The organism is Stutzerimonas degradans (genome assembly GCF_024448505.1).
In the GTDB taxonomy this organism is placed as follows: Bacteria; Pseudomonadota; Gammaproteobacteria; order Pseudomonadales; family Pseudomonadaceae; genus Stutzerimonas; species Stutzerimonas degradans.
Window position 1 is genome coordinate 260,792 of record NZ_JAMOHV010000003.1, and the last position, 20,944, is coordinate 281,735.

General features: G+C 62.2%; 23 protein-coding genes. 14 read left to right on the plus strand and 9 right to left on the minus strand.

Annotation, left to right across the window (positions count from 1 at the left end; all coding sequences use genetic code 11):
* Positions 1–29: 29 nt before the first annotated feature.
* From NAV27_RS06385 to NAV27_RS06410, 6 genes are all read right to left on the minus strand, one after another.
* Complete coding sequence (locus NAV27_RS06385; protein ID WP_102827590.1) at positions 30–1,535, minus strand: RNA polymerase factor sigma-54; 1,506 nt, start codon at positions 1,533–1,535, stop codon at positions 30–32.
* A 153-nt stretch (positions 1,536–1,688) separates the two neighbouring features.
* Positions 1,689–2,414 carry an LPS export ABC transporter ATP-binding protein gene (gene lptB, locus NAV27_RS06390; protein WP_008567311.1) on the minus strand — a complete coding sequence of 242 codons (726 nt, stop codon included), beginning with the start codon at positions 2,412–2,414 and terminating at the stop codon, positions 1,689–1,691.
* Entirely contained in the window at positions 2,414–2,959 is a 546-nt protein-coding gene (gene lptA / locus NAV27_RS06395; RefSeq protein WP_043295795.1) for a lipopolysaccharide transport periplasmic protein LptA, read from the minus strand. The genes lptB and lptA overlap by 1 nt, the downstream gene beginning before the upstream one ends.
* Positions 2,946–3,518 carry an LPS export ABC transporter periplasmic protein LptC gene (gene lptC / locus NAV27_RS06400; RefSeq protein ID WP_102827589.1) on the minus strand — a complete coding sequence of 191 codons (573 nt, stop codon included), beginning with the start codon at positions 3,516–3,518 and terminating at the stop codon, positions 2,946–2,948. The genes lptA and lptC overlap by 14 nt, the downstream gene beginning before the upstream one ends.
* 8 nt (positions 3,519–3,526) lie before the next feature.
* Positions 3,527–4,051, minus strand: coding sequence for a KdsC family phosphatase (locus tag NAV27_RS06405; protein WP_008567308.1), 525 nt, complete (start codon positions 4,049–4,051; stop codon positions 3,527–3,529).
* Positions 4,051–5,025, minus strand: coding sequence for a KpsF/GutQ family sugar-phosphate isomerase (locus NAV27_RS06410; RefSeq protein WP_102827588.1), 975 nt, complete (start codon positions 5,023–5,025; stop codon positions 4,051–4,053). Before NAV27_RS06410 ends, NAV27_RS06405 begins: the two co-directional genes overlap by 1 nt.
* Before the next feature lie 258 nt (positions 5,026–5,283).
* Between NAV27_RS06410 and NAV27_RS06415 the strand changes: the two genes are divergently transcribed.
* The 11 genes from NAV27_RS06415 to hisC all read left to right on the plus strand — a co-directional run bounded on the left by NAV27_RS06415 (position 5,284) and on the right by hisC (position 13,988).
* Positions 5,284–6,099, plus strand: a complete 816-nt coding sequence (locus tag NAV27_RS06415; protein ID WP_102827587.1) for an ATP-binding cassette domain-containing protein — start codon at positions 5,284–5,286, stop codon at positions 6,097–6,099.
* Positions 6,092–6,889: a lipid asymmetry maintenance ABC transporter permease subunit MlaE gene (gene mlaE / locus NAV27_RS06420; protein ID WP_008567305.1), complete on the plus strand. Its 798-nt coding sequence runs from the start codon at positions 6,092–6,094 to the stop codon at positions 6,887–6,889. The genes NAV27_RS06415 and mlaE overlap by 8 nt, the downstream gene beginning before the upstream one ends.
* Positions 6,889–7,347: an outer membrane lipid asymmetry maintenance protein MlaD gene (mlaD, locus tag NAV27_RS06425; protein WP_008567303.1), complete on the plus strand. Its 459-nt coding sequence runs from the start codon at positions 6,889–6,891 to the stop codon at positions 7,345–7,347. The genes mlaE and mlaD overlap by 1 nt, the downstream gene beginning before the upstream one ends.
* 12 nt (positions 7,348–7,359) lie before the next feature.
* Positions 7,360–8,007, plus strand: a complete 648-nt coding sequence (locus tag NAV27_RS06430) for an MlaC/ttg2D family ABC transporter substrate-binding protein (protein ID WP_008567302.1) — start codon at positions 7,360–7,362, stop codon at positions 8,005–8,007.
* Positions 8,000–8,329: an STAS domain-containing protein gene (locus NAV27_RS06435; protein WP_102827586.1), complete on the plus strand. Its 330-nt coding sequence runs from the start codon at positions 8,000–8,002 to the stop codon at positions 8,327–8,329. The genes NAV27_RS06430 and NAV27_RS06435 overlap by 8 nt, the downstream gene beginning before the upstream one ends.
* Complete coding sequence (locus NAV27_RS06440; protein WP_008567300.1) at positions 8,326–8,817, plus strand: phosphate-starvation-inducible protein PsiE; 492 nt, start codon at positions 8,326–8,328, stop codon at positions 8,815–8,817. The genes NAV27_RS06435 and NAV27_RS06440 overlap by 4 nt, the downstream gene beginning before the upstream one ends.
* 100 nt (positions 8,818–8,917) lie before the next feature.
* Positions 8,918–9,157, plus strand: a complete 240-nt coding sequence (locus tag NAV27_RS06445; protein ID WP_102827585.1) for a BolA family protein — start codon at positions 8,918–8,920, stop codon at positions 9,155–9,157.
* 99 nt (positions 9,158–9,256) lie between these two features.
* Positions 9,257–10,522, plus strand: coding sequence for a UDP-N-acetylglucosamine 1-carboxyvinyltransferase (murA, locus tag NAV27_RS06450; RefSeq protein ID WP_102827584.1), 1,266 nt, complete (start codon positions 9,257–9,259; stop codon positions 10,520–10,522).
* Between the two features lie 179 nt (positions 10,523–10,701).
* Entirely contained in the window at positions 10,702–11,334 is a 633-nt protein-coding gene (gene hisG, locus NAV27_RS06455) for an ATP phosphoribosyltransferase (protein WP_008567297.1), read from the plus strand.
* A 172-nt stretch (positions 11,335–11,506) separates the two neighbouring features.
* Positions 11,507–12,814 carry a histidinol dehydrogenase gene (gene hisD / locus NAV27_RS06460; RefSeq protein WP_102827583.1) on the plus strand — a complete coding sequence of 436 codons (1,308 nt, stop codon included), beginning with the start codon at positions 11,507–11,509 and terminating at the stop codon, positions 12,812–12,814.
* Between the two features lie 109 nt (positions 12,815–12,923).
* Entirely contained in the window at positions 12,924–13,988 is a 1,065-nt protein-coding gene (hisC, locus tag NAV27_RS06465; RefSeq protein WP_102827582.1) for a histidinol-phosphate transaminase, read from the plus strand.
* 24 nt (positions 13,989–14,012) lie between these two features.
* Here the strand turns inward: hisC and algW are convergent, their stop codons facing one another.
* Entirely contained in the window at positions 14,013–15,182 is a 1,170-nt protein-coding gene (gene algW / locus NAV27_RS06470; RefSeq protein ID WP_256055291.1) for a Do family serine endopeptidase AlgW, read from the minus strand.
* Between the two features lie 194 nt (positions 15,183–15,376).
* On the opposite strand from algW, the gene NAV27_RS06475 reads away from it, so the two are divergent.
* The 3 genes from NAV27_RS06475 to cysN all read left to right on the plus strand — a co-directional run bounded on the left by NAV27_RS06475 (position 15,377) and on the right by cysN (position 19,129).
* A complete protein-coding gene (locus NAV27_RS06475) occupies positions 15,377–16,135 on the plus strand; it encodes a Nif3-like dinuclear metal center hexameric protein (protein ID WP_008567292.1) in 759 nt (252 codons plus the stop codon).
* 165 nt (positions 16,136–16,300) lie between these two features.
* A complete protein-coding gene (gene cysD, locus NAV27_RS06480) occupies positions 16,301–17,218 on the plus strand; it encodes a sulfate adenylyltransferase subunit CysD (RefSeq protein WP_008567291.1) in 918 nt (305 codons plus the stop codon).
* 12 nt (positions 17,219–17,230) lie between these two features.
* Positions 17,231–19,129, plus strand: a complete 1,899-nt coding sequence (gene cysN / locus NAV27_RS06485; protein ID WP_102827581.1) for a sulfate adenylyltransferase subunit CysN — start codon at positions 17,231–17,233, stop codon at positions 19,127–19,129.
* A 310-nt stretch (positions 19,130–19,439) separates the two neighbouring features.
* On the opposite strand, the gene tfpZ is transcribed toward cysN, so the two are convergent.
* A complete protein-coding gene (tfpZ, locus tag NAV27_RS06490; RefSeq protein WP_102827580.1) occupies positions 19,440–20,174 on the minus strand; it encodes a TfpX/TfpZ family type IV pilin accessory protein in 735 nt (244 codons plus the stop codon).
* 160 nt (positions 20,175–20,334) lie between these two features.
* Positions 20,335–20,859: a pilin gene (locus tag NAV27_RS06495; protein ID WP_003302811.1), complete on the minus strand. Its 525-nt coding sequence runs from the start codon at positions 20,857–20,859 to the stop codon at positions 20,335–20,337.
* Positions 20,860–20,944 lie beyond the last annotated feature (85 nt).

Here is a 20,944-nt window from a genome sequence, read left to right on the forward strand (position 1 = left end):
CTGCCGCCGAAACATTCAACCTGGCCGCACTATAGTCGCTTGCGTTCGCTTGAGGGAGCGATGCCAAGCGATTCACGGTATTTGGCGATGGTACGACGGGCAACCTGAATGCCCTGTGCCTCCAGTAAACCAGCGATCTTACTGTCACTCAATGGCTTTTTGGGGTTTTCCGCGGCGACCAGTTTCTTGATGATCGCGCGAATTGCGGTGGACGAGCATTCGCCGCCTTCGGCCGTACTGACGTGGCTGGAGAAGAAGTATTTCAGCTCGTAAATGCCCCGCGGCGTGTGCATGTATTTCTGCGTGGTCACGCGCGAGATGGTTGATTCGTGCATGCCTACCGCCTCGGCGATGTCGTGCAGCACAAGGGGTTTCATCGCTTCGTCGCCGTGATCGAGAAAACCGCGCTGATGCTCGACGATCTGCGTGGCGACCTTCATCAGCGTCTCGTTGCGGCTGAGCAGGCTTTTGATGAACCAGCGCGCTTCCTGCAGCTGGTTGCGCATGAAGGTGTTATCGGCACTGGAGTCAGCGCGTTTGACGAAGCCGGCGTATTGCGCGTTGACCCGCAGGCGCGGCATGGCCTCCTGGTTCAGCTCCACCAGCCAGCGGTCGTTGTGCTTGCGCACGATCACATCTGGCACCACATATTCTGGCTCGCTGGCCTCAATCTGCGAGCCGGGGCGGGGGTTGAGGCTCTGTACCAGCTCGATCACCTGGCGCAGCTCGTCTTCCTTGAGCTTCATCCTGCGCATCAGCAGGCTGTAGTCGCGATTACCCAACACATCAAGGTAATTGCTCACCAGTTGCTTGGCCTGTTCCAGCCAGGCGGTCTGCTCGGGCAGCTGGCGCAGTTGCAGCAGCAGGCATTCGCTCAGGTTGCGGGCGCCGATGCCGGCAGGTTCGAACTGCTGGATACGGTGGAGCACCACTTCGATCTCGTCGAGCTCAACGTCAAGCTCGGGATCCAGCGACTCGAGCACCTCTTCCAGACTTTCTTCCAGATAGCCTTGGTCATTGATGCAGTCGATCAGGGTCGTGGCGATCAGCCGGTCGGTATCGCTCATCGGCGCCAGGTTGAGCTGCCAGAGCAGATGGCTTTGCAGGCTGACGCCGCTGGAGGTGCGGGTGGTGAAATCCCAATCGTCATCGTCGTTGCTTGGCAGGCTGCTGGCGCTGGTCTGGTAGATGTCTTCCCAGGCAGTGTCGACGGGCAGTTCGCTAGGAATGCGCTCGCCCCAGTCGCCTTCTTCCAGGTTGTCGGCGTTATGCGTGGGTTCTTCGTAAAGATTGTCGCTGCTCGTCTGGCTGGCCGAGGGGCCTTCACCGTTCTGGTCGGCGGCTTCAGCCATGGGATCGGCGTGACTGAAGTCATCGCCATCCTCTTCGCGTTCGAGCATCGGGTTGGAATCCAGAGCTTCCTGGATTTCCTGCTGCAGATCCAGCGTAGAAAGCTGCAGCAGTCGTATGGCTTGTTGCAGCTGCGGCGTCATCGTCAGCTGCTGGCCCATCTTCAGGACTAGCGATGGTTTCATGGCAGAGGACTTCGAACCTTATGTGCCGGCGCAACCGCGCCCGTTCCCAATAGGCGCCAAGCGCCGAATGAAAGCAAATTATATGCCTGCCAGCGAAGCCTTTGCCTAGGCCAGAAATGTTGGGTCACGCAAAAAACCGACGTGCCGGACCGCTCACAGGCGGAATTCGTGGCCCAGGTAGACTTCCTTGACCAGCTGGTTGGCCAGGATGGTTTCGGCGTCGCCTTCGGCTATCAACTGGCCGTCATTGACGATGTAGGCTGTTTCGCAGATATCCAGAGTTTCACGGACATTGTGGTCGGTGATGAGGACGCCGATGCCCTTGGCCTTGAGGTGGTGGATGATCTGCTTGATGTCACCCACGGAGATCGGATCAACGCCGGCGAAAGGTTCGTCCAGCAGGATGAACTTGGGCGCCGTGGCCAGGGCGCGGGCAATTTCTACCCGGCGTCGTTCGCCGCCGGATAGGCTCATGCCGAGGCTGTCGCGAATATGGCTGATGTGAAATTCCTGCAACAGTGCTTCGAGCGCTTGTTGGCGGCCGGCTCGATCGAGATCCTTGCGCGTCTCCAGGATGGCCATGATGTTGTCCGCCACCGAAAGCTTGCGGAAGATCGAGGCTTCCTGCGGCAGGTAACCGATACCGGCGCGGGCGCGGCCATGCATGGGCAGATGGGTGACGTCCTGCTGGTCGATCAGCACGCGCCCCTGATCGGCGCCCACGAGGCCGACGATCATGTAGAAGCAGGTGGTCTTGCCGGCACCGTTGGGGCCAAGCAGGCCGACGATTTGCCCGCTCTCGATCGACAGGCTGACGTCGCGCACGACCTGGCGGCTCTTGTAGCTCTTGGCGAGGTGCTGCGCTTTGAGTACGGCCATTACTGCGCCTGCTCCGCCGGCTGCTCTTTCTTACGTGGCTGAATGACCATGTCGATGCGTGGCTGTGGCGTGGTCACCGCGGTGTTGGTGGCGCGGCCGGCGTTGACGATCTGCCGCTGGGTGTCATAGACGATCTTCTCGCCCTCGAAGGTATTGCCTTCCTGCACCACTTTGGCTTGGTCGATCAATACGATGCGCTCGTTCGCCGCGAAATACTGGATGGTCAGGCCGTAGGCCTTGACGATCTCCTTGTCGACCGCCGGCTTCTGCTCGTAGTAGGCAGGCTTGCCGATGGAGGTGAAGACCTCGACATCGCCGTTGCCGTCCTGGGTGATGGTCACGGTATCGCCGGTGATCTTCATCGTGCCTTGGGTGATCACCACGTCGCCGCGATAGACGGCCACGCCCTGCTGGTCGTCCAGTTCGGCCGTGTCGGCCTGGACGCGAATCGGCTGGTTGCGGTCTTCTGGCAACGCCGAGGCAGTGGTACCAAGCAACAATGCGCTCAAACCGAGCAGGAGGGGGAGGGTCTTAACGCAGCTCATGCTTGCCTCTTACATTGGACAGCAGGTGCATCCTGCCATCATCCAGATACGCTTTCATTCCCGTGGCCGTCGTGACGCCATTGGCGGCCTCGATTCTAACGGCTTGCCGGGTTTCGGCATAATCCTTCTCGGGCCACACCGTCATCCGGCTGGTGGTGAGAATGGTGGGGCGACCCTTGGCGTCAGTACGCTCCACGCGAACCTGATCGATCAGCTCGACTTCGCTGCCGCCGGCGGCAACCTCGCCGCGCTCGCTGCGAACATGCCAGGGCAGCTCCGTGCCTCTGTAGGCATACAGGTCGGGGCGCGTCAGCAGACTGATGTCGCTGGCCTTGAGATGCTCCATCTTGTCCGCGGTCAGCTCGTAGTGGCGCTTGCCATCCGGCTGGAACTGCACGGTGCGGGCGTTGAGCACGTAGAAATCGATTGGCGACTCCGTGGGGGCGACCGCTGCCGGCTGCTGCATGAAGCTTTCCGGGCGGATGTTCCAGTAGCCGACTGCCACCAGCAGGGCGGCAATCAGCATCAGCAGGGCAGGAAAGCGCAGTTTGCGAAGCATTGAGACCTCTACAGGTAGGCCGATTGAGCGGCCGCCAGGTTGCCCTGGGCGTGCAGAATCAGCTCACAGAATTCGCGGGCCGCACCCTCGCCGCCGCGCGCTCGGGTCACGCCGTGGGCATGCTGGCGCACAAAGGCATCGGCGCTGGCCACGGCCATGCCCAGGCCGACCCGGCGGATCACCGGCAGGTCGGGCAGATCGTCGCCCAGATAGGCGACTTCAGCGTAGCTCAGCCCCAGTTCGGTCAGCAGCTCGTCGAGCACCACCAGCTTGTCCTCGCGCCCCTGATAGAGATGCTGGATGCCGAGGTTCTGGGCGCGGCGTTCGACCACGGGGGTCTTGCGGCCGCTGATGATGGCGGTGCGCACGCCGGAATTGATCAGCATCTTGATGCCGTGGCCGTCCAGTGTGTTGAACGTCTTGAATTCGCTGCCGTCAGTGAGAAAGTACAGGCGCCCGTCGGTCAGTACACCGTCGACGTCGAAGATCGCCAGACGAATGTCGCGAGCGCGTTGCAGCAGGTCCTGTTGCATCACATCACTCCCGCACGTAGCAGGTCGTGCATGTTCAGCGCGCCGACCGGAAGCCCTGCATCGTCGATCACCACCAGCGAGTTGATCTTGTGATCCTCCATGATCTTCAGCGCTTCGGCAGCCAGCATGTCGGCATTGGCTGTCTTGCCGCGGGCCGTCATGACATCGTCGATGAGTGACTGGCGCACGTCGATCCCCTTGTCGAGGGTGCGGCGCAGGTCGCCGTCGGTGAAGATTCCCGCGAGGCGTCCATCGTGCTCCACCACAACGGTCATGCCCAGACCTTTGCGAGTCATTTCCAGCAGGGCGTCGCGTAGCGAGGTGCCGCGCTGGACTTTGGGCAGACGCTCGCCGGTGTGCATCACATGCTCGACCTTGAGCAGTAGGCGGCGGCCAAGTGCGCCTCCCGGATGTGAAAATGCGAAATCCTCGGCGGTGAAGCCGCGCGCTTCGAGCAGCGCGATGGCAAGTGCGTCGCCGAGTACCAGGCTGACGGTGGTCGAGGACGTGGGGGCAAGATTGAGCGGGCAGGCTTCCACGGCCACGCTGGCGTCGAGATTGACTGCTGCGGCCTTGGCCAGTATCGACTCGGGATTGCCGGTCATGCTGATCAGATTGAGCCCAAGGCGTTTGATCAGTGGCAGCAGGGTGACGATCTCGCTGGTGGTGCCGGAGTTGGACAGTGCCAGTACTACGTCGTCGCGGGTGATCATGCCCATGTCGCCGTGGCTGGCTTCGGCCGGGTGCACGAAGAATGCCGGGGTGCCGGTGCTCGCCAGAGTCGCGGCGATCTTGCGACCGATGTGACCGGACTTGCCCATGCCCACGACTACCACGCGTCCCTTACAGGCAAGGATCAGCTCGCAGGCATGCACGAAGCGTTCGTCGATGCGGCTGCGAAGCTGTTCGACGGCTTCGGTTTCCAGCTGGATGGTGCGTTGCGCGGTGTCGATCAGTTGGCTGCTCTGACTCATCGTGGGCGAGGTCGGTCGATTAAAAGGGCGGGATTATAGCGCCAATCGAGCGCGCGCTGATGAGAAAATGCCCATGCACAGATTGCGATTGCAGCGTCGGAGGGTGGGCAAAGTCTGCGCTGACATCTCCGGAAACCCCGGTCGGTTGGGTCGCTGTGAGGGCGGTGCTATAGTGCGCCGCCGAAAACGGTCATGGCAGAAAGTATCCCGCAGCGGTCGGGAGCCGTCTGTTTCGCAGACTGCATGCAAGGAGACCAGATGAGCGCCTGCAATGACTTCGCCGTCGAGCTGAAGGGAGTGACCTTCATGCGTGGTGAGCGAAGTATCTTCGACAACATCGATATTGCCATTCCTCGCGGCAAGGTCACTGCGATCATGGGCCCGTCCGGCTGCGGCAAGACGACCCTGCTGCGTCTGATAGCCGCCCAGCTGATGCCGAATCGTGGCGAAATCTGGGTGGCCGGCAACAACCTGCCGAGTCTTTCGCGTAGCGAGCTGTTCGACATGCGCAAGCAGATGGGCGTGTTGTTCCAGAGCGGTGCGTTGTTCACCGATCTCGATGTGTTCGAGAATGTCGCTTTCCCGCTGCGGGTGCACACCCGGCTGCCGGAAGAAATGATCCGCGATATCGTGCTGATGAAGCTGCAGGCGGTTGGCCTGCGTGGGGCCGTCGAGCTGATGCCCGACGAGCTTTCCGGCGGGATGAAGCGTCGCGTGGCGCTGGCGCGGGCAATCGCGCTGGATCCGCAGATTCTCATGTATGACGAGCCGTTCGCCGGTCAGGATCCAATCGCGATGGGCGTTCTGGTGCGGCTGATCCGGCTGCTCAACGATGCGCTCGGAATCACCAGTATCGTCGTGTCCCACGATCTTGCGGAGACCGCATCGATCGCCGACTACATCTATGTGGTCGGCGACGGCCAGGTGCTTGGCCAGGGTGTGCCGGCCGAGCTGATGAAGTCGGACAATCCGCGCATCCGCCAGTTCATGACGGGCTCGGCCGACGGCCCGGTTCCGTTCCATTTTCCTGCGCCGGCCTATGCTGACGACCTGTTGGGAGGCGCCGATGCGTAAGCGTTCGCTGTTGGACAGGATCGCCCTGCTCGGCCGTGCGGGACTCGATGTACTCGCGGCACTGGGGCGCTCGACGATCTTTCTGGTCCACGCGCTGTTCGGCCGTAGCGGGCTGCGCAACGGCCTGGCGCTGCTGATGAAGCAACTCTATGCAGTGGGGGTGTTGTCGCTGGCGATCATCGTCGTGTCTGGCATCTTCATCGGCATGGTCCTGGCGCTGCAGGGCTACAACATCCTCAGTAGCTACGGCTCGGAACAGGCGGTCGGCCAGATGGTCGCCCTGACGCTGCTGCGCGAGCTTGGGCCGGTGGTTACGGCCCTGCTGTTCGCGGGTCGTGCGGGCTCGGCGCTGGCGGCCGAGATCGGCAACATGAAGTCCACCGAACAGTTGTCGAGCCTGGAGATGATCGGTGTCGATCCGCTCAAGTACATCATCGCGCCGCGCTTGTGGGCAGGCTTCATCTCGTTGCCGCTGCTGACGCTGATCTTCAATGTGGTCGGCATCTGGGGCGGGGCGATGGTTGCCGTGGACTGGCTCGGTGTCTACGAGGGTTCGTACTGGGTCAATATGCAGAACAGTGTCGACTTCCGCTCGGATGTGCTCAACGGCGTGATCAAGAGCCTGGTGTTTGCGCTGGTGGTGACCTGGATCGCGGTGTTCCAGGGCTATGACTGCGAGCCGACCTCCGAGGGAATCAGCCGGGCCACGACGCGTACCGTGGTATACGCCTCGTTGGCAGTGCTGGGCCTCGATTTTATTCTGACCGCATTGATGTTTGGAGATTTCTGATGCGTATCCGCTCACTGGAAATGGGTGTCGGCCTGTTTCTGCTAGCCGGTCTGCTGGCGCTGTTGCTGTTGTCGCTGCGGGTCAGCGGGTTGAGTGTCGGCAATGCTGATACCTACAAGGTGTATGCATATTTCGACAATATTGCCGGTCTGACGGTCAGATCCAAGGTGACCATGGCCGGCGTGACCATTGGCAAGGTCACCGCCATCGATCTGGATCGCGATAGCTTCACCGGTCGCGTGACGATGGAAATACAGCAGGATGTCGACATGCTGCCGGTCGATTCCACCGCCTCGATCCTTACCGCCGGCCTGCTCGGCGAGAAGTACATCGGTATCAGCGTCGGCGGTGACGAGGAGGCTCTCGGTGATGGCGACACGATCAGCGACACCCAGTCTTCGCTGGTGCTCGAAGACCTGATCGGCAAGTTCCTGCTCAACTCGGTTAACAAGGAATAAGGAGTGCTTCGAATGATGACTGCCCTGCGTCGCGGGCTGCTGGTTCTGCTGGCTGTACTGCCGCTGTTTGCCCAGGCTGCGGTGAGTCCGCACCAGCTGATTCAGCAGACCACCGATCGGTTGCTGGCCGATCTGAAAGCCAACAAGGAGCAGTACCGCAGCGATCCTTCGGCGTTCTACGACGCGCTGAACGGCATCCTCGGTCCGGTCGTGGATGCCGAAGGCATCTCGCGCAGCATCATGACTGTCAAATATTCGCGCAGTGCCACTCCCGAGCAGATGACGCGCTTTCAGGAAAACTTCAAGCGCAGCCTGATGCAGTTCTATGGCAACGCCCTGCTGGAATACAACAATCAGCAGATCCGCGTATTGCCGCCGACCGGCAAGCAGGACGGCAAGCGCACCAGTGTCGGCATGGAAGTGGTCGGGCGCCAAGGCGAGGTCTACCCGGTGTCCTACACGATGGTTAACGATGGCGAATGGCGTGTGCGCAACGTGATCATCAACGGCATCAACATCGGCAAGCTGTTCCGCGACCAGTTTGCCGACTCGATGCAGAAGAATGGCGGCGATCTGGACAAGACCATCGACGGTTGGGCAGAGGTCGTGGCTCGCGCCAAGGACACTTCGGCCGGTCAACAGGCCAGCGGCAATGAATGACGGGCGCATCGAAAGCCTGCCGGGCGGAACGTTGTGTCTGCTCGGTGTGCTTGATCTGCGTACCGGTCCGGTTCTGCGTGAGCAGGGCCGGGGGCTGATTTGTGCAGAGAAGGGCGCAACGCTGGTGCTCGACTGCTCGAAGGTAGAGAAGTCCAGCAGCGTCGGCCTGTCGCTCTTGCTGGCCTTCATGCGTGACGCCCGGGCGGCACAGCGTCCGGTGCGCATCACCGGGATGCCGGCCGACATGCTGGAAATCGCCCGGGTCTCCGGGCTGCTGGACATCCTGCCGCTGGATGCGGCGTCTACGGGGAGCGACACATGAGCCTGCGCTGGGCCGAACGCATGCGCGACCAGCTTCATGGCCTGGCCGAAGCGCTGGGCAACTTGCTCGTCGAGGGCTTTCATTATCTTGCGTTGTTCGCCATCGGTGGCGTGACGGCGTGGGCGGCTTTCCTGGCCTTCCTCGGCATGGTCGAGAAGGGGCATATCACGGTCGACGATATTCTGCTGCTGTTCATCTACCTCGAGCTGGGTGCGATGGTCGGCATCTATTTCAAGACCAATCACATGCCGGTGCGCTTCCTGATCTATGTGGCGATTACCGCGCTGACCCGCCTGCTGATCTCCGACATTTCCCATCACCATCGCCCGGACATGGGCGTCGTCTACGTGTCCGGAGCGATTCTGCTGCTGGCGCTGGCGATCCTGGTGGTGCGCTTTGCGTCGTCGCGTTTCCCGGCGGTGCAAAGCGACAGCGGCCGGCATGCGCGGCGCTCTGAACGCGACCAAGCAGCCGAGACGCTGGAATAAGACGAACCGCGTCTTGCCGGCGCGGTTCGGGGTTCGCAGCCTCCGGGCTTTTTTGTATGATGGCCGGCCCGTGCGCGTCCTGCGCCGATCGAGGTTGAACATGCAGGCCCTAGAAGTGAAGAATTTCCTGGAAGCGAAGCTTCCCGGAGCGGTGGTGGAAGTGGAAGGCGAAGGCTGCAACTTCCAGCTCAATGTGATCAGCGATGATCTGACGGCCCTGGGGCCGGTCAAGCGGCAGCAGCAGATCTACGCTCATCTCAATCCATGGATCGCCGATGGCAGCATTCATGCCGTCACCATGAAATTCTTCAGTCGTGCCGACTGGGCCTCGCGCGCCTGAGCGGCGGTCGAGGCGATTCACATTCCAGGCCGCGCGCGTCGCGAAGACCGCGCCACGCCCTTCGTCAGAGCTTCCAGCCTGCGGGTTACGGGAACATTCATGGATAAACTGATCATTACCGGCGGCGCTCGCCTCGATGGCGAGATTCGCATTTCCGGCGCGAAGAACTCCGCCCTGCCGATTCTGGCTGCGACCCTGCTGGCCGACACGCCGGTCACCGTCTGCAACCTGCCGCACCTGCACGACATCACCACGATGATCGAGCTGTTCGGACGCATGGGCGTACAGCCCGTCATCGACGAAAAACTCAGCGTCGAGGTGGACGCCAGCAGCATCAAGACACTGGTCGCTCCCTATGAGCTGGTCAAGACCATGCGCGCCTCAATCTTGGTGCTCGGCCCGATGGTCGCGCGCTTCGGCGAGGCTGAAGTGGCACTGCCGGGTGGTTGTGCCATCGGTTCGCGCCCGGTAGACCTGCACATTCGCGGTCTTGAGGCGATGGGTGCGCAGATCGAGGTGGAAGGCGGCTACATCAAGGCCAGGGCGCCGGCCGGCGGCCTGCGCGGCGCAACCTTCTTCTTCGATACCGTGAGCGTCACCGGCACCGAGAACATCATGATGGCCGCTGCTCTGGCCAACGGTCGCAGCGTGCTGGAAAACGCCGCGCGTGAGCCGGAAGTGGTCGATCTGGCCAATTTCCTCAATGCGATGGGAGCCAAGGTTTCCGGCGCGGGCACCGACACCATCGTCATCGACGGCGTCAAGCGACTCGGTGGCGGCCGTTACAGCGTCATGCCCGACCGTATCGAGACCGGCACCTATCTGGTGGCCGCGGCAGCGACCGGCGGTCGTGTGCGCCTGAAGGATACCGACGCCACGCTGCTCGAGGCCGTGCTGCACAAGCTGGTGGAAGCTGGCGCGCACATCGACACTGGCAGTAACTGGATCGAGCTGGACATGAAGGGCAAGCGGCCGAAGGCCGTCAACGTGCGTACCGCACCGTACCCGGCATTCCCCACCGACATGCAGGCGCAGTTCATCGCGCTCAACGCCATCGCCGAAGGTACCGGCACGGTGATCGAGACGGTGTTCGAAAACCGCTTCATGCATGTTTACGAAATGAACCGCATGGGCGCGCAGATTCTCGTCGAAGGCAACACCGCCATCGTGACCGGTGTCGAGCGGCTCAAGGGCGCGCCGGTGATGGCGACCGACCTGCGCGCATCCGCGAGCCTGGTGATCGCCGGCCTCGTGGCCGAGGGTGATACCCTGATCGATCGTATCTACCACATCGACCGTGGCTACGAGTGCATCGAGGAGAAACTGCAGTTGCTGGGGGCGAAGATTCGCCGCGTTCCGGGCTGATAGCGGTCCGTCCCGCGGCGGTCATGTTGCGCTGAAAACAGGCTCGGAATGCTCTTTTACGGATCGTAAACTCTGCTTTCTGGCCTGTTCCTGCCGTGCATGACGCTCGCTTGCGAGATCGCAGTTGGTCATGTGGCCGTCCTTTCAGGTTGGCCGTTGCCGTTCAAGGAAAACGCTTCATGCTCACCATCGCCCTATCCAAAGGCCGCATTCTTGACGATACCTTGCCGCTACTCGCGGCTGCGGGCATCGTGCCCACCGAGAATCCGGACAAGAGCCGCAAGCTGATCATCCCGACCACCCAGGATGACGTGCGCCTGCTGATCGTGCGTGCCACCGACGTGCCGACCTATGTCGAACACGGCGCGGCGGACCTCGGCGTCGCCGGCAAGGACGTGCTGATGGAATACGGCGGCCAGGGGCTGTACGAGCCGCTCGACCTGAAGATCGCCAACTGCAAGCTGATGACCGCGGGCAAGGTCGGTGCGCCGGAGCCCAAGGGACGGCTGCGGGTGGCGACCAAGTTCGTCAACGTCGCCAAGCGTTACTACGCCGAGCAAGGTCGCCAGGTCGACATCATCAAGCTCTATGGCTCGATGGAACTCGCGCCGCTGGTGGGATTGGCCGACAAGATCATCGACGTGGTCGACACCGGCAACACCCTGCGTGCCAACGGCCTGGAGCCGCAGGAGCTGATCGCCACCATCAGCTCGCGGCTGGTGGTCAACAAGGCGTCGATGAAGATGCAGCATGCGCGCATCCAGGCGCTGATCGACTCGCTGCGTGCTGCCGTCGAGCGACATCCGCACTGACTTCTGCCTCGGCGCCGCCATGCCCGCGCCTATCCGTGCCATAGCCGAAAATCTCGGGTGCGCACGCGGTCGGCTTGCTAATCTAGCGGCGCTTTAGAGCCTGATCTTCGGGTCGTTGTGTGCACAACGACCACGAGCAGTTCCCGATGCCTAGCCAACCATGAGGCCCGCCATGACCGTTCCCGCCGCTATTCGCCGACTCAATGCTGCCGATGCCGATTTCGCCCGGCATCTGGATCATCTGCTGAGCTGGGAAAGCGTCTCCGACGACGGCGTGAACGCGCGTGTGCTGGAGATCATCCAGGCGGTACGCACACGCGGCGATGCGGCGTTGGTAGAGCTGACCCAGCGCTTCGACGGTCTGGAAGTCTCCGGCATGGCCGACCTGATCCTGCCGCGTGCGCGCCTGGAGCAGGCACTGGAGCGCATCACGCCGGAGCAGCGCAAGGCGCTGGAGCTGGCGGCCGAGCGAGTGCGCATCTATCACGAGCGGCAGAAGCAGGATTCCTGGACCTACACCGAGGCCGACGGCACGGTGCTCGGACAGAAAGTCACCCCGCTGGATCGCGCCGGCCTCTACGTGCCGGGCGGCAAGGCGTCCTATCCGTCGTCGGTGCTAATGAATGCCATCCCGGCCAAGGTTGCCGGCGTGCCCGAGGTGGTAATGGTGGTGCCGACCCCGCGCGGCGAGGTCAATGAGCTGGTGCTGGCCGCGGCATGCATCGCAGGGGTAGATCGCGTGTTCACTATCGGCGGCGCGCAGGCTGTGGCTGCGCTGGCCTACGGCACGGAAAGCGTGCCGCCGGTGGACAAGATCGTCGGCCCCGGCAACATCTACGTCGCCACGGCCAAGCGTCATGTGTTCGGCCAAGTCGGTATCGACATGATCGCCGGTCCGTCGGAGATTCTCGTGGTCTGCGATGGCCAGACCGACCCGGATTGGATCGCGATGGATCTGTTCTCCCAGGCCGAACACGATGAGGATGCGCAGTCGATTTTGGTCAGCCCGGACGCGGCGTTCCTCGACCGTGTCGCCGAGAGCATTACCCGCCTGCTGCCTACGCTGGAGCGTGCCGAGATTGCGCGTACCTCCATCGAGGGCCGCGGCGCGCTGATCCAGGTCGCCGACATGGCTCAGGCTATCGAAGTGGCCAACCGCATCGCTCCTGAGCACCTGGAGCTGTCGGTGGAAAATCCCGAGCAGTACCTGGAGCAGATCCGCCATGCCGGAGCGATCTTCATGGGGCGCTACACCGCCGAGGCGCTGGGCGACTATTGCGCCGGTCCCAACCACGTGTTGCCGACCTCCGGCACTGCGCGCTTCTCCTCGCCGCTGGGCGTGTACGACTTCCAGAAGCGCTCGTCGATCATCAATTGCTCGGCCGAGGGCGCTTCGCAGCTGGGTAAGGTCGCATCGGTACTAGCGCGCGGCGAGTCGTTGACCGCTCACGCGCGCAGCGCCGAGTACCGCATCAAGTAAGCCGGAGGGTGGAAACGGCCGCAGGCCTTTCCACCACACCTCACTTGGTGGAAAACACCGCGCGGTTTTCCATCGACGCCAAGCATCGAATTCGAGGAGAGAAGGGCGGATGAGCAGATTCTGGAGCCCCTTCGTCAAGGACCTGGTGCCCTATGTCCCGGGCGAACAGCCGAAGCTGAGCAAGCTGGTCAAGCTCAATACCAACGAGAACCCCTACGGCCCGTCGCCGCGGGCGATCGCTGCGATGCAGGAGGAAGTCGGCGACGACCTGCGCCTGTACCCCGACCCCAACGGCGAGCGCCTCAAACAGGCGGTAGCCGACTATTACGGCGTGCAGCCGAACCAGGTGTTCGTTGGCAACGGTTCCGACGAGGTGCTTGCACATGCCTTCCACGGCCTGTTCCAGCACGGACGTCCGCTGCTATTCCCCGATGTGACCTACAGCTTCTACCCGGTTTATTGCGGGCTTTACGGTATTGCCTACGAAACTATCGCGCTGGACGAACAGTTCCGCATCGACGTAGCCGATTACGCGCGCCCGAACGGCGGCATCATCTTCCCCAACCCGAACGCGCCGACCGGCTGCCTGTTACCGCTAGACGCCATTGAGCGGCTGCTGCAGGTCAACTGCGATTCCGTGGTGCTGGTGGACGAGGCCTATGTGGACTTCGGCGGCCAATCGGCCATCGCGCTGATCGATCGCTATCCGAATTTGCTGGTGACCCAGACGCTGTCCAAGTCGCGTTCGCTGGCAGGTTTGCGCGTCGGCCTCGCGGTCGGCCATCCGGAGTTGATCGAGGCGCTGGAGCGGATCAAGAACAGCTTCAACTCCTACCCGCTGGATCGCATCGCCATTGCCGGTGCCGCCGCGGCATTCGAGGATCGTGCATATTTCGAGCAGACTTGCCAGCAGGTAATCGCTAGTCGTGAACAGGTCGTCGCGGCGATGAAGGCGCTGGGCTTTGAGGTGCTGCCGTCGGCCGCCAACTTCATCTTCGCCCGCCATCCGCGGCACGATGCCGGCGGGCTTGCCGCCGGATTGCGCGAGCAGGGCGTGATCGTGCGTCACTTTCGCCAGCCGCGCATTGAGCAGTTCCTGCGTATCACCATTGGCACGCCGGAGCAGAACCAAGCGCTGCTGGCGGCATTGGGCGGGCTCTGCCAGCCGGCGTAACACGGGCCTGCCGGCAGCGACGGGCTACTCGGGTTTGGGGGGCTTCGGCGTGGTGGCCGCAACCGGCGGCCGCATGCCGACCTCCGCGGTGAAGGTCAGCGGCTTGCCATTGCGCAGGATGTCGATGTCGATCTTGTCACCAGGGCGGGTGCGCGCAACCTGATTCATCGAGCTGCGCCCGTCGCTGGCCTGTTCACCGTCGATGCTCAGGATCAGGTCGCCGGGCTGCAATCCGGCGCGCTCCGCCGGCCCATCGCGATAGACGCCGGCGACGACGATGCCCGGGCGGCCTTCCTGGCCGAACGACTCGGCCAGTTCCTGCGTCAGCGACTGAACCTCGACGCCCAGCCAGCCGCGGATGACCTGGCCGTGCTGGATGATCGACGTCATTACCTCCAGCGCCAGCTTCACCGGGATCGCGAAGCCGATGCCTTGTGAGCCGCCGGACTCGGAAATGATTGCCGTGTTGATGCCGATGAGGCTGCCGTTGGCGTCCACCAGCGCACCACCCGAGTTGCCACGGTTGATTGCAGCGTCGGTCTGGATGAAATCTTCGTAGGTATTGAGGCCCAGCTGGTTGCGCCCGGTGGCGCTGATGATGCCCATCGTCACTGTCTGGCCGACGCCGAACGGGTTGCCGATGGCAAGGGCGACGTCGCCGACACGGATGCTGTCGGAGTGCCCGACCTTGATCACGGGTAGTTCGGCCAGGTCGATCTTGAGCACCGCCAGGTCGGTTTCCGGGTCGCTGCCGATAACCCGGGCCAGGGTTTTCCGACCGTCGCGCAACGCCACCACGATCTGTTCCGAGTTGGCGGTGACGTGGTTGTTGGTCAGCAGGTAGCCTTCCGGGCTCATGATCACCGCCGAACCGAGGCTCGATTCCATACGGCGCTGACGCGGCAGGCTGTCGCTGAAGAAGCGCTGGAACACCGGGTCCTTCGTCAGCGGCTGCTGTTGCGGCTTCTCGACCACCTTGGTGGTGTACAGGTTGGCCACCGCCGGTGCGGCTCCGCTGACGGCCGCTGCATAGGAATTCGGTCCGGGAGTCGTCGCGATGGCTTGCGGTGCGCGCTCCAAGGTGTAGCTCTCAGCGGCACCGCCGACCAGTTGTGGGTAGCGTTGAATGAGCAGCAGCGCGACGAGAATACCTACCAGCAGCGGCCAGCCAATGAAACGCAGGGCATTGAGCATCGCGAAGGATCCGGACAGGTTGCGAGCGCAGGGAGCGCCCCTTTAAGGTGGCGGCATTATACGAAGCTGCAAACGAAATGCAGCTGCGCTCTGCCGTATCGCGGTGTTTGCGAGATGCACTCAGACGAGTGCGTTCGGCCGAGCTTCGCTGCCGCAGAATCTGTTCGCTTTCCCATTGAATTCGAGAGGTGCGCATGTCCGTTGCGCTTACGACGCTGGTCGCCGAGTGTGATCGTTATCTGAATGTGGCGAAGATCGCCGACTATTGCCCCAACGGTCTGCAAGTGGAAGGCCGGGCGCAGGTGCGGCGTATCGTCAGCGGCGTGACGGCCAGTCAGGCGCTGCTGGACGCTGCGGTCGAGGCGCAGGCTGACGTGGTGCTGGTACATCACGGCTATTTTTGGAAGAACGAGGATGCGCGCATCGTCGGCATGAAGCAGCGGCGGCTGAAGACGTTGCTGAACCACGACATCAGTCTGCTCGCCTATCACCTGCCGCTGGATGTGCATCCGGAAGTCGGCAACAACCCGCAGCTCGCGCGGGTGCTGGACCTGCGCGTCGAGGGGGCGCTGGAGCCGGACAATCCGAAATCGGTGGGGCTGGTCGGCTCGCTGCGTGCACCCATGTCGCCGGTGGAATTCCAGCGCCAGGTCCACCAAGCGCTCGGTCGCGAACCGCTGTTGATTGATGGGCGGCGACCGATCCAGCGTATCGCCTGGTGCACTGGCGGCGCCCAGGGCTATATAGAGCAGGCGGTGGCCGCCGGCGTCGATGCCTACCTGACCGGCGAAATCTCCGAGCCGACGGTGCACATCGCGCGTGAGAACGGACTGAGCTTTTTCGCCGCCGGGCATCACGCCACCGAGCGCTATGGCGTGCAGGCGCTGGGCGACTATCTGGCCGCGCAATTCGGCATCGAGCACCGCTTCATCGATTGCGCCAACCCGGCCTGACGGCCGGATTCTGCGTCTAGCGCAAGCGCCGTTGCGCGCAGGTCTGCGGCTATAAATCTATAAGATTTCGATCTAACTGCCGCCCTGATTAGAATCGGGGCGCGTGCTAGAGTTGGCGCCTTTCCACGGCCCCGTGCCGTTCATCTGCACAAACCGCGAGTAGACATGGTCGACAAACTGACGCATCTGAAACAGCTGGAGGCGGAAAGCATCCACATCATCCGCGAGGTTGCCGCGGAGTTCGACAACCCGGTGATGCTCTATTCCATCGGTAAGGATTCGGCCGTGATGCTGCACTTGGCGCGCAAGGCCTTCTACCCCGGCAAGCTGCCCTTTCCGGTGATGCATGTCGATACGCGCTGGAAGTTCCAGGAAATGTACCGCTTCCGCGAGCGGATGGTCGCCGAGATGGGCCTGGACCTGATCACCCACGTCAATCCGGATGGCATCGCCCAGGACATCAACCCGTTCACCCACGGAAGCGCCAAGCACACCGATGTGATGAAGACCGAGGGGCTCAAGCAGGCGCTAGACAAGTACGGCTTCGATGCCGCCTTCGGTGGTGCGCGCCGCGACGAAGAGAAGTCCCGCGCCAAGGAGCGCGTGTATTCCTTCCGTGACAGTAAGCACCGCTGGGACCCGAAGAACCAGCGCCCCGAGCTGTGGAACGTATACAACGGAAAGGTCAAGAAGGGCGAATCGATCCGCGTGTTTCCATTGTCCAACTGGACCGAACTGGACATCTGGCAATACATCTACCTCGAGCAGATTCCAATCGTGCCGCTGTACTTCGCCGCCGAACGCGAGGTGATTGAGAAGAACGGCACGCTGATCATGATCGACGACGAGCGCATTCTTGAGCACCTGTCCGATGACGAGAAGGCACGCATCACCAAGAAGATGGTGCGTTTCCGCACCCTTGGCTGCTACCCGCTGACCGGCGCCGTGGAATCCACCGCCACCACGCTGCCGGAGATCATCCAGGAGATGCTCCTGACCCGTACTTCCGAGCGCCAGGGCCGCGTGATCGACCACGATCAGGCTGGCTCGATGGAAGAAAAGAAACGCCAGGGCTACTTCTAAGGATTTCGCACCATGTCTCATCAATCCGATCTGATCAGCGAGGACATCCTCGCCTACCTGGCCCAGCACGAGCGTAAGGAGCTGCTGCGCTTCCTTACCTGCGGCAACGTCGACGATGGCAAGAGCACCCTGATCGGGCGCCTGCTGCACGACTCCAAGATGATTTACGAAGATCACATGGAGGCCATCACCAAGGACTCCAAGAAGGTCGGCACTACCGGCGACGACGTTGACCTGGCACTGCTGGTTGACGGCCTGCAGGCCGAGCGCGAGCAGGGCATTACCATCGATGTCGCCTACCGCTACTTCAGCACTGCCAAGCGCAAGTTCATCATCGCCGACACCCCCGGTCACGAGCAGTACACCCGCAACATGGCTACCGGCGCATCCACCTGCGACCTGGCGATCATCCTGGTCGACGCCCGCTACGGTGTGCAGACGCAGACGCGCCGCCACAGCTATATCGCCTCGCTGCTGGGCATCAAGCACATCGTTGTGGCCATCAACAAGATGGACCTGATGGACTTCGATCAGACCGTGTTCGAGCGCATCAAGGGCGACTACCTGGCGTTCGCCGAGCGCATCGGGCTGCAGCCGACCTCGCTGTTCTTCGTGCCGATGTCAGCGCTCAAGGGCGACAACGTGGTCAACCGCAGCGAACGCGCGCCTTGGTACGACGGCCAGTCGCTGATGGAGATTCTCGAAAGCGTCGAGATCGCCGGCGATCGCAATTTCAACGACCTGCGTTTTCCCGTGCAGTACGTCAATCGACCGAACCTGAACTTCCGCGGTTTCGCCGGCACCCTGGCCAGCGGCATCGTGCGCAAGGGCGACGAGATCGCCGTGCTACCGTCCGGCAAGACCAGCCGCATCAAATCCATCGTCACGTTCGACGGTGAGCTGGAGCAGGCGACCCCGGGTGAGGCCATCACCCTGACGCTGGAAGACGAGATCGACGTCTCGCGCGGCGACATGTTGGTGCATGCCGACAACCGCCCGCGTATCGCCGACAGCTTCGACGCCATGCTGGTGTGGATGGGCGAGGATCCGATGCTGCCGGGCAAAAAATACGACATCAAGCGCGCCACCAGTTACGTGCCGGGTTCGATCGCCAGCATCGCCCACAGCGTGGACGTGAACACGCTGGAGCGAGCGGCGGCGAGCAGCCTGCAGCTCAACGAGATTGGCAAGGTCCGCGTCAGTCTGGACGCCTCCATCGCGCTGGATGGCTACGCACAGAACCGCACCACCGGCGCCTTTATCGTCATCGACCGACTGACCAACGGCACCGTCGGCGCCGGCATGATCATCGCCGATCCGGTCGCCCACGGTGCCGGCGGCCACCACGGGACGCTGGCCCACGTCTCTACCGAGGAGCGCGCCACACGTTTCGGCCAGCAACCGGCGACCGTACTGTTCAGCGGCCTGTCCGGCGCTGGCAAGAGCACCCTGGCGTATGCCGTGGAGCGCAAACTGTTCGACATGGGGCGTGCCGTGTACGTGCTCGATGGTCAGAACCTGCGCCACGATCTGAACAAAGGGCTGCCGCAGGACCGTGCCGGTCGCACCGAGAACTGGCGCCGCGCCGCGCACGTGGCTAAGCAGTTCAACGAGGCCGGACTGCTGACGCTCGCGGCGTTCGTCGCCCCGGATGCCGAGGGCCGCGAGCAGGCCAAGGCCCTCATCGGCGCTGATCGGCTGATCACCGTGTATGTGCAGGCATCGCCGCAGACCTGCCGCCAGCGCGACCCGCAGGGGCTGTACGCGGCTGGCGATGACAACATCCCGGGTGAGTCCTTCCCCTACGATGTACCGCTGAATGCGGACCTGGTGGTCGATACCGAAACCGCGACGGTGGAAGAGGGCGCAACGCAAGTGATCCAGCTGCTGCGTGAACGTGGGGCGATCTAAAACGCCGCACAGAAGAAAGAACGCCCTGCCAATGCAGGGCGTTTTTCGTTTCAGTTGTGGGTCTTCGCGTGATTGGCGATGCTCGACGTAGGTTGGATTGCCGAAGGCGTAATCCGACGTTCGGATGGGGCGGCGCGATTGCGATGTTGGTGTGATGGGCGTGACCCATTCGCGGCGACCGACGGAAGCCGAGCCGCCGTACTGGGATGATTCATGCGTGCGTGCAAAAAACAAAAATCCCTGCGAGTGGAGGGGTTTTGTGTGACCGTTCAGGCGAGGTGCAGCCGCCTGGGTTTCAAGGCTTTCGGGGTTACTGCCAAGGGTTCAACTTGACGATGCTGATGACCTCGCTTTTGTCCTTGCCGAGCAGCACGACCATGGGTTGGCTACGGGCCATCAGGGGCACCCAGGCGGTGGCGGCGGGCCATTTTTGTAGGGTGGCCTGGACCGTGGCGGGGGCATTGACGGTGTTCAGGCTCGCAAGGGGGCGTGCGCGCTGTTGGATGGCTCCGGACATTTCTTCCAGTGGCCGGTAGAGGTTGGGGCGTTGTGCGATATCGCTGCCGCCGAGCGTCGCCTCGAAGAGGATGTTGTTGCGTTGTTCGATCTTGTCGGGCCTCGTTGCGCCGACCCAGCGGGGGCCGGTCCAGGGGGCGTTGCGGTAGTGCGGTTGTGTCTCGTGCAGTTGACGGGTATCGATATCCACCACGGTTACCACGTCGAAGCGGTCGGCGTTGTAGACGATCCAGGCGGGGCGGCCTTCGGCGACGGTCCAGAGACCGTAGCCCAGTGCAGCCAGTTGCAGGGTGACGATGACGGCGAGGTCCATGACCAGGGTCTTTTTGCCAACCTTGTACATCAGCAGGGTCAGCAGTGGACCAAGGATCACATCGACCAGTAGCAGCAATAGAAAGATTTGGGTAACACCTAGCGCCTCGTGCAGTGGGGCGGGATACCAGAGTTTAAACACCCAAAGCCTGGCGAACAGCGCGATAAGAGCTGAGGCGGCCAGGTGCAATCGAAATGCCTTTAAGCGGGCAGGCATGGTAGATCTCCCAAAAAAAGGCGTAGGGCGATGCAATCCACCGGGAAAAGGCTGGCGAGGGACTTGGTTCATAAAAAACCCCGCCAATAAGGCGGGGTTTTTTATGGTCGGCTAGGCGAGGTAATCGCGCGGGATTACCGCCGTACCGATTTTTTTTTAGTTAGCGGCATTCGGAGGGGGCGTACTTAGCGGGCAGGGTACCCGCTGCACCCACTACAAGGCCACGGGCTGTAGCAGTGGTATTGGTATCAGAAGCGCAAGCCCAGTCAATGGCGCCGCTTGCGCCCGCTGCTGGCACGGCTCCTTGAACATTCGGAGTGAAAGTCAGAGTAGTACCGGCTGCATCGGTCGGCAGGCCAGCCTGAGTAGCACTTTCCAAAGTCACAGTAATAACGCCATTGGTAGTATCGATTTGAATGTCGTTAACAACCTTGCTTTGCTTCTCCGCTTGAGCACGAGCGTTATACTCAGTTGCAGCTGCAGTAATCCCTGCCAAGCTGTCACTTTGGAAGGCTTCGCTGACCAAGCTTTTCGGGGACGAAGCTGCAACTATAGCCTCGGAAATTTTGGCGCGAGCGGTGTAGTCCTGATAAGCCGGCAGTGCCACCGCCGCCAAAATACCAATGATCGCCACCACGATCATCAATTCGATCAGGGTAAAGCCCTTCTGCATCTGCGCTTTCATGTGAATCTCCTTTAAGTGTTAAAAGGCGTTGAGCCTGACGGAGATAAAGCAGTTGGCATGCCAGTTCGCGGCGGGCCGGCGCGCA